The organism is Qipengyuania xiamenensis (assembly GCF_019711495.1).
In the GTDB taxonomy this organism is placed as follows: Bacteria; Pseudomonadota; Alphaproteobacteria; order Sphingomonadales; family Sphingomonadaceae; genus Qipengyuania; species Qipengyuania xiamenensis.
The window spans coordinates 658,245-669,035 of record NZ_JAIGNM010000002.1; the positions used below are offsets into that span (position 1 = coordinate 658,245).

Genomic DNA, 10,791 nt, shown 5'->3' on the forward strand with positions numbered 1-10,791 from the left:
GCAATGTTCGATCCGGAACGTCTCATCGCCTTTGCCTGGGTGACCGCGCTCACCAGCATCGTGCCGGGCCCCTCCATGATGTTCGTCATGGGGCAGGCGATCTGGCGCGGACCCCGAGCAGGCTGGGCGGCGCTCATGGGCATGCAGATCGGCTATATCGTCTGGTGGATCGCGGCTGCGCTTGGCCTTGCCACTCTGGCCTCCGCCTATCCCGTCGCCTTCAAGGCGCTCGCGGTGGCGGGCGTGCTCTATCTCGCATGGCTGGGGGTGCAGGCGATCCGGCACTCGTTCCATGCGGGCGAGGACGAGACAGGCCAACCAAAACGCAAGCTTTCCACCAACGCCTTTCGCGACGGGATCGCCGTTGCGATCGGGAATCCGAAATCGCTGATTTACGTCGTCGCCATCATCCCGCCCTTCGTCGATCCGGCGGGTTCGATCGGGTGGCAAATCGCAGTTCTCGCAGCCATCGCGCTGGTCATCGACCTCCTGATCGGCTGGCTCTACATCGGAGCGGGCAAGCAGATGGCGCGGGCCATGGAGCGCGCCGCCACGCGTCGCTGGATCGATAGGGGGATCGGGATCGTATTCATCCTGATCGCACTCTTCATCGCGATCGATCTTTACGGGACGCAGCTGTGAATCTCACCCTATCGCGCCGCATCGGCAAGTTCGTTTTCGACCGACGCGTGGTGGTGTTGCTCCTTCTCATCGGCCTGCTGGTCGCTGGCCGCAGCTGGCTTGCCGACCATCCGGAACACAATCCGTGGGCGCCGCTGAACCTCGACCATCCCACCGGCTGGGCGACCGAGAGAAAGCTCCTCGCATTGAGAAGCGATGTGCCCGCCTGCCGCGCGGTGCTCGAACGAAGCGATGTCTCCTTCACAGCCCTGGAGCCCGTCGGCGAAGGCGAATGCCGGCGCGATGACCGTACGAGGCTAGGCGATTATCCGCTCAGCCCGGATACTCCTGCAACCACGTGCCCGGTGGCTGTCGCCATGGAGCTGTGGAAGCGAAACAGTCTCGATCCGGTCGCGGAGGAGATCTTCGGAAGCAAGGTCGCGCGCATAGAACATCTGGGCGCCTATTCCTGCCGCCGGATGTACGGCCGTGACGATGGCCCGTGGAGCGAGCATGCGACTGCCAATGCGCTCGATATCGGTGGTTTCGTCCTTGAAGATGGTACCCGGATTTCTGTCCTTCAGGACTGGCCGGGCGAGGGCGAGAAGCAGCGCTTTCTGCGCGAGGTGAGGGATGGCGCCTGCGCGGTCTACTCGACCGTCCTTTCGCCCGATTACAACGCCGCGCATGCCGATCACTTTCATTTCGACATGGACGATCGCTGGACCGGCGTCTGCCGTTGATCAGGTGAACAGCTTCGGGACTTCGCGCGGCAAACGTGCATCGTCGATCGGAACGAAGGAGGTGCTGCCGAAATCGCCGAGATAGGCCTGCCCGGCATCGTCGACCGCATGAACCCTGTCGAAATGGGTGTCATTCTCGGGGACGAACACGAGCGCAGACTGGTCATCTGCAATGCCGGTGAGGTTGCCGGGGCGAACACGTGCCGCGCCAAGAATCGAGCGACTGTCGAGATCGAAATCCCGCGGATAATACAGATAGTTCACCGCGAAGAGGATATGCGGTTCCTCAAGGCCATCCGGCCAGTCGATGGAGAAGATGCGGCCCGGTCCTTCGACGACCTGCGGCTCTTCGATGTCGTACATCGCCGCGAAGTCGGCAAACATGGTGCGGAGCTCGTGTCCAGCCCATCCACGCACGCGAATGGTGAACTGGTCACCTTCGATCAGTCGTACTTCCAGGTTCCTCGCCGGGCTATGACGCTTGAGGGCGTCGCCCGCCATCAGCGCACCGCCCAGGAACAGTCCTCCGACAAGGATGGCGAGAATTACGCTGATCATCTTTTGTCAGACCGCTTCGAGCGAATACCCTGCGCTGCGCACGGTGCGCACGGGGTCGCGGGCACCATCGACTTCGATAGCCTTGCGCAGCCGGCGGATATGCACGTCGACCGTTCGTAGCTCGATATCGCTCTCGGTGCCCCAGACGCCGTCGAGCAGCTGGTTGCGGCTGAATACGCGACCGGGGCTTTCCATGAAGAACTTGAGCAGCCGGTATTCGGTGGGACCAAGCTTCATCGTCTGGCCTTTACGGCTCACCTTATGAGCCACCGGATCGAGAGTGAGGTCGCCCACCTCGATGCTTTCCCCGGCGAGTACGGGCCGGATGCGGCGCATCACGGCAGCGACGCGGGCCAGCAGTTCGCGGGGCGAGAAGGGTTTGGTCAGATAGTCGTCTGCGCCGGTTTCGAGGCCGCGGATGCGGTCGTCTTCCGCTTCGCGGGCCGTCAGCATGATGATGGGCACATGCGCGGTCGACTTGTCGCGGCGCAATCGGCGGCAGACTTCGATGCCGCTGGTGCCTTCGATCATCCAGTCGAGGATTACGAGGTCGGGCAGTTCCTCGCTCGCGAGCAGCAGGGCCTCGTCGCCATCCGCGGTCGTGCGGACGTCGTAGCCTTCGTTCGAAAAGCGATACTCGAGGAGTTCGGAGAGGGCGGGATCGTCCTCTACCAATAGTAGCTTGCCAGCCTGCACCTTGGCCCCTTCCTGCAGTTTGTCTGGCACGGCAGTATGACCCTCAAGCTACAGAATTGTGTCAGCCGTCCCGTCAGCCATCTTCATCGGGCGGATAGGTGCCGGTCGCGGCGAAGTGGACCATTTCCGCGACGTTGGTGGCGTGGTCGCCGATCCGTTCGAGATTGCGGGCAACGAACAGAAGTTGCGCGGCGCTGGAGATGGTCGCGGGGTTCTCGACCATGTGGCTGACGAGGTTGCGGAAGATCGAGTTGTAAAAGGCGTCGACCTTTTCGTCGGCGGCGATGACTTCACGAGCCAGCTCCGGGTCGCGGGCCGCATAGGCGGTCAGCACGTCATGGACCATTTCGCTGGCGACTTCGGCCATGGCCGGGAGCAGGGTGAGCGGCTCGAACTGCTTGCGATTGTCGCCGATCTCGCGGCTCGCCTTGGCGATGTTCTTCGAATAGTCGCCGATACGTTCGACCACGCCGGCGATCTTCAGCGCAGCGATGACTTCGCGCAGATCGTCTGCCATCGGCGCACGCAGCGCGATGATGCGAACTGCAAGCTTGTCGATCTCGCTCTCGAGAGCGTCGATCTTCTTGTCGCCCTTGACGACCTTCTTCGCCAGATCGTCGTCACCCTTCACGAGAGCGTCCAGCGCTTCCTGGATGGCGACCTCGGCGAGCCCGCCCATTTCCGCGATCAGGCCGCGCAGGCGAGTAATGTCTTCGTCGAAGGCTTTTACGGTATGTTCGTTCATGGTTTCAAAGCCTTATCCGTAGCGACCCGTGATGTAATCCTGGGTCCGCTGTTCGATCGGATTGGTGAATATGTCAGATGTCCGACCATATTCCACCATCTTTCCAAGGTGGAAGAACGCAGTGCGCTGGCTGACGCGGGCAGCCTGCTGCATCGAGTGGGTGACGATCACGATCGCATAACGGCCGTTCAGTTCGTCGATCAGTTCCTCGATCTTCGCCGTCGCGATGGGGTCGAGCGCGGAACACGGTTCGTCCATCAGGATAACTTCGGGATCGACCGCAATGGCGCGCGCGATGCACAGGCGCTGCTGCTGACCGCCCGAAAGCGCCGTGCCGCTGTCCTGGAGGCGATCCTTCACTTCTTCCCACAGGCCTGCACGGCGGAGCGATTTCTCGACCACTGCATCGAGCTCGTCCTTGCCTTCGGCCAGTCCGTGGATCTTGGGTCCGTAGGCGATGTTTTCGTAGATCGACTTGGGGAACGGGTTCGGCTTCTGGAACACCATGCCGACACGCGCGCGCAGCTGCACCACGTCGAGGTTCGGGCTGTGAATGTCTTCGCCGTCGAGCATGATCTGGCCCTCGACGCGTGCCGAGGGGATCGTGTCGTTCATGCGGTTGAGCGAACGCAGGAAAGTCGACTTGCCGCAGCCCGACGGGCCGATGAACGCCGTGACGTATTCGGTCGGGATGTCGATCGAGACATTGTCGATCGCCTTCTTGTCTCCGTAGAAAACGGAAACGTCCCGCGCACTCATCTTGGCTTCGACGTTCTCAAGGTTTTCGTGAACTTTGGTCACCACTTTTTCTCGAACTTGTTGCGCAGGTAAATTGCGAGGCCATTCATCACGAGGAGGAAGGCCAGCAGCACGATGATAGCAGCGCTCGTGCGTTCCACGAAGCCGCGGTCGATCTCATCGGACCACAGGAAAATCTGCATCGGCAGTACCGTCGCCGGTGCGGTAAAGCTGTCGGGCGGCGATGCGACGAAGGCGCGCATGCCGATCATCAGCAGCGGAGCGGTCTCGCCAAGCGCGCGGGCCATGCCGATGATGGTGCCGGTCAGGATGCCCGGCAGGGCGAGCGGCAGCACGTGGTGGAAGACCACCTGAACAGGCGATGCGCCAATGGCGAGGGCACCGTCACGAATGCTTGGCGGGACTGCCTTGATGGCGTTGCGTCCAGCGATCACGATGACCGGCATGGTCATCAGCGCCAGCGTCATACCGCCGATCAGCGGGGCCGAACGATAGCTCGGGAAGATCGTCAGGAAGACTGCAAGGCCGAGCAGTCCGAAGATGATCGAAGGCACCGCCGCAAGGTTGTTGATCGACAGTTCGATCAGGTCGGTCCAGCGGTTCTTCGGAGCGTATTCCTCAAGGTATAGGGCCGCCAGCACGCCGATCGGGAAGGCCAGCAGCAAGGTCACGATCATGGTCAGGATCGAGCCCTTGAGCGCGCCCCAGATACCGACCTGCTGCGGGTTCGTGGCGTCGGCGCGGCTGAAGAAGCCGGCGTCGAAATTCTCGTCCAGCTTGCCTTGGCTCGCGAGGGTGGAGGCAAGCTCCTGCATGTCCTGCGACCCTTCGCCGTCATAGCCAGCGGAAAGGTCCGCGCTTGCCGGCAGCCAGAACGTGGCCTGCCTCTGCACGAGGCCGGGATCTTGGGCGATCGCTGCGGCGACATCGCGCCATGCCTGCGTACCGAGTTCCTCTGCGCCTTCTTCGCCGAGCGCTTCGACGGCGTAAAATTGCACGACTTCGGGGAGACCCTGTGACTGCAGCGACTGCACCGCATTGCCGTCCTGGATAGCCTGCGGATCGACCGAAATGGCTGCCTGCGTGAAGTCGATCGGCACTTCCAGCTCTGCACGCTGGAAACCGCCGATGCCGTTGATGGTCATCGAGCCGAGCAAGTAGATCAGAACGGCAATCGAGAACACGATTGCCGACAGGCCGAGGGCTCTGAACCGCTTTTCAGCGGCGTAACGCTTCTTCAGGCGCGCTTCGAACGCCGGGGTGCGTGTGGGGGCGACTTGCTCACTCATAAGCTTCGCGGAACCTCTTCACGACGCGCAGGGCGATGAAATTCAGGGCGAGGGTGACCATGAAGAGCACGAAGCCCAGCGCAAAGGCGCTCAGCGTGGCCGGATGGTCGAAGCTGCCTTCACCGGTCAGCATGGCGACGATCTGGACCGTAACCGTGGTCATGGATTCGAGAGGGTTCGCGCTCAGGTTGGCAGCGGTCGATGCGGCCATGACGACGATCATGGTTTCACCGATCGCGCGGCTGATCGCCAGCATGATGCCTGCAACGATGCCCGGGAGGGCGGCCGGAATGATCACGCGGCGGATCGTCTCGTTGGTGGTGGCGCCCATGGCGAGGCTGCCATCGCGCATTGCCTGCGGGACGGCTGCGATGCTGTCGTCAGCCATCGAGGAGACGAAGGGAATGATCATCACGCCCATGATGAGGCCTGCTGCAAGCGCGCTTTCGCTCGAGGCGTTGGACATACCCAGTGAAACCGCGAAGTCGCGGATGGCGGGCGCAATCGTCAGGGCTGCGAAGTAACCGTAAACGACCGTCGGGACGCCTGCGAGGATTTCGAGCGCGGGCTTCACCCATGCGCGAACCTTGGGATTAGCATATTGGGTCAGGTAGATCGCGCTCATCAGGCCGAGCGGGATTGCCACGATCATGGCGATGATCGCGCCGATGAACAGCGTGCCCCAGAACAGCGGGATAGCGCCGTAGCGGGTGGGGTCGGGGTTCGCCGCATTCGCCATCGGGTCCGGTGCCCAGTGTGTGCCGAACAGGAAGTCGATCGGGTTGACCATGCCGAAAAAGCGGATGGTCTCGAACACGAGGCTGACGAAAATGCCGATCGTGGTCAGGATGGCGACCAGCGATGCGCCGAGCAGGATCGCCATGACGATCTTTTCGACACGGTTGCGGGCGGCAAAATCGGGCTTGAGCCTGAGGAAGGAATAGGCCCCGCCCAGGAAGGCGATCAGCAGCGTCACGATGATGCCGATCCAGTTGTAGCGCGAAATGGCTTCGCGATACGGCTCGATGAATTCGCGTGCGAGCGGGTTGAAAACGCCGTTGGCAGCGCCTGTGGCTACCGCGCGCGCTTCATTGAGGATGGTCTGGCGCTGGAAGCCGAAGGCGGGCAGCTGGTCGGCCGCAGGCGATGCGAGGACCGACTGGGTCACGAGGCCGGGAGCGATAGCGCTCCAGATCGCGACGAAGGCAACGACCGGAAGGACGATCCACAGCGCCACGTACCATGCGTGGTAGCTGGGAAGGCTCGCCAGCCGCCCGGAGGAGCTGGCGCGCCTGAAGGTCCATGCACGCGCACGAGCCGCCAACCAACCGGCGAGCCCGAGCCCGAGGGCCAGGAGAAGCAGGAGGGTCGGCGACATGGTGCTTGTGCTATTCCTTACTTGAGTTCGGAACCGTCGAGGGTGTCGTAGTTGGTCGCGGCCGAAACTGCGCGAGCCATTACGTCCTCAGGGTTGGCAACCAGGCCAATCTTGGCCAGTTCGCCGCCGCGGTCCCACATCTGCGTCCACTGCGCGAGGAATTCCTTGAGGCCGGGGATGGCTTCGAGGTGTGCCTTCTTCACATAGACGTAGAGCGGGCGCGCGCCCGGATATTCGAAGCTGGCGATGTTCTCGTATGTCGGGGCAACGCCATTCATGTTGAGGCCCTGCACCTTGTCGGCATTTTCCTCAAGATAGGAATAGCCAAAGATACCCACAGCGTTCGGGTTGCCTTCGATCTTCTGGACGATGAGGTTGTCCTGCTCGCCCTGGTCGACGTACTTGCCGTCGCTGCGGACTTCGGTGCAAACCTGGTCGTAGCGATCTTCGTCGGTTTCCTTCAGAGCCTTGGTGGCTTCGTCGGTCTTGCAGCCCGCTTCGAGGATCAGTTCCTTCAGCGCATCGCGGGTGCCCGAGGTGCTCGGCGGACCGTAGACGAGGATATCGATCGCCGGAAGCGAGGGATCGACGTCGGCCCAGGTCTGGTTGGTCTGCTCGCCGCCGTAGGGCGAAGCAGCCAGTGCTTCGTAAACCATCTTCGGGGTCAGGTTCATGGTGATGCCACCCTTCGCCGAGGCGAGAGCGATACCGTCGAGGCCGACCTGGATTTCGATGACGTCGGTAACGCCGTTCTGCTGGCAGGTTTCGAACTCGCTGGCCTTCATGCGGCGCGAGGCGTTTGCGATGTCGGGCGTTTCAGCACCGACGCCGGCGCAGAACAGCTTCATGCCGCCGCCCGTGCCGGTCGATTCGATGATCGGCGACTTGAAGTTCGGGTTGTCGCGGGTGAAGGTTTCGGAAACCGCTTTCGCGAACGGATAGACGGTCGACGAACCGACGCCCTTGATCTGGTCGCGCGAGGCGCTGCCAGCTTCATTGCCGCCGCAAGCGGCGAGGGTGAGAGCCGAAGCGGCTGCGAGTGCGAATTTGAAAGTCTTGGTCATGTGGGTACCCCTTTGGTGTCCAACTAGCCGCGCAAGAGCGCGGAATTGTTACGTGTTGACGACAAGAGTGTGACTTTCGCTACGGGACCGCCGAATCTCTTCAGCGGCCCCATAACGGCATTGAAATCAGAAATCGACCTGTGCGCGGACACCGAAGGCATCGACGCCGTAATCGGTATCACCGGAACCGGTCGGCAGGACTGCATCTTCGTAGTCCATGCGGCCATAGTTCACGCTGAAGAGCGTGTTAGAGGCCGGCTTCCAGATCAGCGAGGCCTGGTAGCCGTTCTGCACGCCGCCGATGATGCCGGCGTCGTTGAGGTCGAGGTGGTCGTAGCGCAGGTTGAACTGCACCGAACCGATGCCGCCGTCACCCAGCGGATTCTGCGGCTTCACGCGGTCGAACTTGCCGCCCTTGTAGCCGCGGGTATCGCCCTTGGTCAGGAAGTAACCGGCTTCGACATAGCCGCCGAAGAAGGTCGGGTTTTCCATTGCCAGCGGCATGTCGACGTTCTGCCAGTAGCCTTCGGCTGCTGCGTGGAACGGTCCCGAGATCACTGCTGCTTCGATGCCTGCACCGAATTCGCTGTCGGCATCGAGATTGCCGGTGTTCACGAAACGGGTCGAGGTGAAGTGCACGAAGGGACGCTGGCGATAGCGAACGGTCGCGTCGTCTTCGCCCAGCTCGTTGAAATGGATCGAGCCACCCAGGTGGAACTGGGTATCGCCCATCTTCGGCATGACGACGAGGCGACCGTCGAAGCCGCGGTTGTCCGTGCCGGTGTCATCGAAATTGTCGGTGAAGACGCCGGCCTGTGCAAGAACGATGCCGCTGTTGAAGCTGACCGAAGCACCGATCCGGCGCTCGAAACCGAAGGCATCGGTGAAGGCAGCGCGCTCGATGAAGCTGGTGTGCAGCGAGCTGGTCAGCTCTTCGAGCGACTGGAAGTTGTTGTGGTGACCGACAGCGATTTCGGCATTGCCAGCATCGTAGGTCAGGATGGCATCGGCTGCTTCGACGTCGTTTCCGGCGAAATCGAGTTCGAACTTGTAGCCGAAGCCGCCGGGCAGGTCGCCCGAGGCGCCAAGACGTGCGCGGCGGACTTCATTGCCGAAGCCGTCGTCTGCGCCGGTCGATTCGGGCGCGCCGATCGTGCCGGCGTCGAACATCAGGCGACCGCGGGGCTTGAAGCTCCAGCCGTCCTTCTTTTCGAGTTCGGCTGCGGGAGCAGGCTCGGGGGCCGGCTGCGCTGCTGCCTCGGCATTCGCGGCGATGGCCGTTTCCTGCACTTCGTTGGCAGCCTTGGTTTCGGCCAGTTCGCCTTCGAGCTGGTCGATACGCGAAACGAGTGCCTGAAGCTCTGCGCGCATGGTTGCGAGCTCTTCTTCGGCGGTCGGGGCGGCGTCCTGCGCGAGGACGGGAGTGGCGATAGTGCAGCTCATGGCCGCCGCGAGGACGGAGAGCCGGAATGCGGTCTTCATGTTACGAATCCCTTACAAGGTTACGATCCGGGGTCGCCTCTATGACTGCTCTATTACGGCAATGTGACAGTTCGCGCGCGCAGGCCATCGGGCTATGGACAGCCTGTCGAAAACAGCGGATTCCTGGGAGTTGTGGGCGCGCTAGCGAGCGAGGGGCAGGGTCACTTTGACCCGGGTTCCTTCGCCCAGCGTGCTGTCGATCGCGAGTTTGCCGCGATGGCGCTCGACGATGTGCTTCACGATGGCGAGGCCGAGACCGGTGCCGCCCGATGCGCGGCTGCGGCCCGGATCGGTGCGATAAAACCGGCGCGTCAGGTGCGGGAGGTGTTCCGGCGCAATCCCGTCACCGCGATCCTGCACGGACAGGAGAACGCGTTTTTCTCCCTGCGGCTGGAGGCGGACCGTCACCTGTTTGTCCTCGTCACCATATTTGAGGCCGTTGTCGACGAGGTTGCGCACGAGCTGTTCGAGCTGTTGCTGGTCGCCGCTGACGGTGAAGTCGCCATGCGTATCGATGTCGAGCCGTTCAGCGCGATCTCCGGCGGCGTCACGTGCCGCGCGGTCGACCAGCTTGCCCAGATCGATCGACTCGCTCGGAAGGTCGTGCTTTTCCGCCTCGATCCGGGAGAGCGACATCAGGTCGCTGACCAGGTCCTGCAGGCGCTTGCCTTCGCGCTGGATCGTAGCGAGAAACTTGTCGCCCATCTTGGGGTCGAGGTCGTCCACGTCTTCGCGCAGCGTCTCGACATATCCAAGGATCGAGGCGAGCGGGGTGCGCAGCTCGTGGCTGGCATTGGCCACGAAATCGGTGTGTGCCCGGCTTATGTCCGCCTCGGCGGTTTTGTTCACGAACTCGATGATGGCGAGCCCGTTTTCGAGCTTCTTGCGGTTGATGCGCCAGATATCCCGCCGCCGGGCAATCCCGCGTACAACTGCTGCGCCGTCACGGTCGCTGTCGAGCAGGTCCACCGCTTCGGGCTGGCGAAGCGCCATCTTCACGTCCTGCCCCAGGATATGCGCGCCAAGGAGGCGTCGCGAGGCGAGATTCGCAATGATGACGCGCCCGCCTTCGGTCACGATCACCGGGGTTTCGGAATGTTCGAAGAGATCGCCCATATTATCACGGGAGATCGCGCCATTACCATTGGTGGGTGCGGGTGGCGGAGGCGTGGCGCCTACCAGCCAGAGCGACCCGGCCCAGACCAGCAATATGGCTGCTACCGGGACGACCGGGAAGCCGAGCGCAAGCAGCCCGATGGCCGTCGCGATCGCCAGTGCAAATGCCGACCAGGGAAAATCGCGTTCGCTCATTACGATGCCGCGCTTAGCGAGGCTATTCTGGGAGCGCTAGTACCCGGTGCAGATTGTCATGGAAGAAGTGGTGACCCGTACGGGAATCGAACCCGTGTTTCAGCCGTGAAAGGGCCGCGTCCTAACCGCTAGACGAACGGGCCAC

Annotated in this window: 11 protein-coding genes and 1 tRNA gene; 2 read left to right on the forward strand and 10 right to left on the reverse strand. The window is 62.4% G+C overall.

All coding sequences use genetic code 11. The features are described from left to right. The first annotated feature begins 3 nt into the window (after positions 1-3). A complete protein-coding gene (locus tag K3165_RS11430; RefSeq protein ID WP_221548984.1) occupies positions 4-642 on the forward strand; it encodes a LysE family translocator in 639 nt (212 codons plus the stop codon). Continuing rightward, positions 639-1,364 carry an extensin-like domain-containing protein gene (locus K3165_RS11435; protein ID WP_221548985.1) on the forward strand — a complete coding sequence of 242 codons (726 nt, stop codon included), beginning with the start codon at positions 639-641 and terminating at the stop codon, positions 1,362-1,364. Before K3165_RS11430 ends, K3165_RS11435 begins: the two co-directional genes overlap by 4 nt. Here K3165_RS11435 and K3165_RS11440 read toward each other — a convergent pair whose 3' ends face one another. The 10 genes from K3165_RS11440 to K3165_RS11485 form a co-directional block, all read right to left on the reverse strand. Further along, positions 1,365-1,922, reverse strand: a complete 558-nt coding sequence (locus K3165_RS11440; protein WP_221548986.1) for a hypothetical protein — start codon at positions 1,920-1,922, stop codon at positions 1,365-1,367. It lies immediately after the preceding gene. Positions 1,923-1,928: 6 nt separating this feature from the next. Further along, entirely contained in the window at positions 1,929-2,618 is a 690-nt protein-coding gene (gene phoB / locus K3165_RS11445) for a phosphate regulon transcriptional regulator PhoB (RefSeq protein ID WP_221549038.1), read from the reverse strand. A 73-nt stretch (positions 2,619-2,691) separates the two neighbouring features. Next, a complete protein-coding gene (gene phoU / locus K3165_RS11450; RefSeq protein ID WP_221548987.1) occupies positions 2,692-3,363 on the reverse strand; it encodes a phosphate signaling complex protein PhoU in 672 nt (223 codons plus the stop codon). Positions 3,364-3,375: 12 nt separating this feature from the next. Then, a complete protein-coding gene (pstB, locus tag K3165_RS11455) occupies positions 3,376-4,122 on the reverse strand; it encodes a phosphate ABC transporter ATP-binding protein PstB (protein WP_247714122.1) in 747 nt (248 codons plus the stop codon). A gap of 38 nt (positions 4,123-4,160) precedes the next feature. After that, a complete protein-coding gene (gene pstA / locus K3165_RS11460; RefSeq protein WP_221548989.1) occupies positions 4,161-5,411 on the reverse strand; it encodes a phosphate ABC transporter permease PstA in 1,251 nt (416 codons plus the stop codon). Continuing rightward, entirely contained in the window at positions 5,404-6,789 is a 1,386-nt protein-coding gene (gene pstC, locus K3165_RS11465; RefSeq protein WP_221548990.1) for a phosphate ABC transporter permease subunit PstC, read from the reverse strand. Before pstC ends, pstA begins: the two co-directional genes overlap by 8 nt. 17 nt (positions 6,790-6,806) lie before the next feature. Then, complete coding sequence (locus K3165_RS11470; protein WP_221548991.1) at positions 6,807-7,853, reverse strand: substrate-binding domain-containing protein; 1,047 nt, start codon at positions 7,851-7,853, stop codon at positions 6,807-6,809. A 126-nt stretch (positions 7,854-7,979) separates the two neighbouring features. Beyond that, the gene (locus K3165_RS11475; RefSeq protein ID WP_221548992.1) at positions 7,980-9,335 is read right to left on the reverse strand and encodes an OprO/OprP family phosphate-selective porin; all 1,356 of its coding nucleotides are present in this window, start codon (positions 9,333-9,335) and stop codon (positions 7,980-7,982) included. Positions 9,336-9,476: 141 nt separating this feature from the next. Continuing rightward, positions 9,477-10,646, reverse strand: a complete 1,170-nt coding sequence (locus tag K3165_RS11480; RefSeq protein WP_221548993.1) for a sensor histidine kinase — start codon at positions 10,644-10,646, stop codon at positions 9,477-9,479. Between the two features lie 68 nt (positions 10,647-10,714). After that, positions 10,715-10,789 (reverse strand) — tRNA-Glu (locus tag K3165_RS11485). Positions 10,790-10,791 lie beyond the last annotated feature (2 nt).

Excerpts from the sequence above, each read along its gene's own strand:
- K3165_RS11475 (WP_221548992.1), bottom strand. The coding sequence starts at position 9,335 with ATGAAGACCGCATTCCGGCTCTCCGTCCTCGCGGCGGCCATGAGCTGC.
- phoU (WP_221548987.1), bottom strand. The coding sequence starts at position 3,363 with ATGAACGAACATACCGTAAAAGCCTTCGACGAAGACATTACTCGCCTG.
- K3165_RS11430 (WP_221548984.1), top strand. The coding sequence starts at position 4 with ATGTTCGATCCGGAACGTCTCATCGCCTTTGCCTGGGTGACCGCGCTC.
- pstA (WP_221548989.1), bottom strand. The coding sequence starts at position 5,411 with ATGAGTGAGCAAGTCGCCCCCACACGCACCCCGGCGTTCGAAGCGCGC.
- K3165_RS11470 (WP_221548991.1), bottom strand. The coding sequence starts at position 7,853 with ATGACCAAGACTTTCAAATTCGCACTCGCAGCCGCTTCGGCTCTCACC.
- pstB (WP_247714122.1), bottom strand. The coding sequence starts at position 4,122 with ATGAGTGCGCGGGACGTTTCCGTTTTCTACGGAGACAAGAAGGCGATC.
- pstC (WP_221548990.1), bottom strand. The coding sequence starts at position 6,789 with ATGTCGCCGACCCTCCTGCTTCTCCTGGCCCTCGGGCTCGGGCTCGCC.
- K3165_RS11480 (WP_221548993.1), bottom strand. The coding sequence starts at position 10,646 with ATGAGCGAACGCGATTTTCCCTGGTCGGCATTTGCACTGGCGATCGCG.
- K3165_RS11440 (WP_221548986.1), bottom strand. The coding sequence starts at position 1,922 with ATGATCAGCGTAATTCTCGCCATCCTTGTCGGAGGACTGTTCCTGGGC.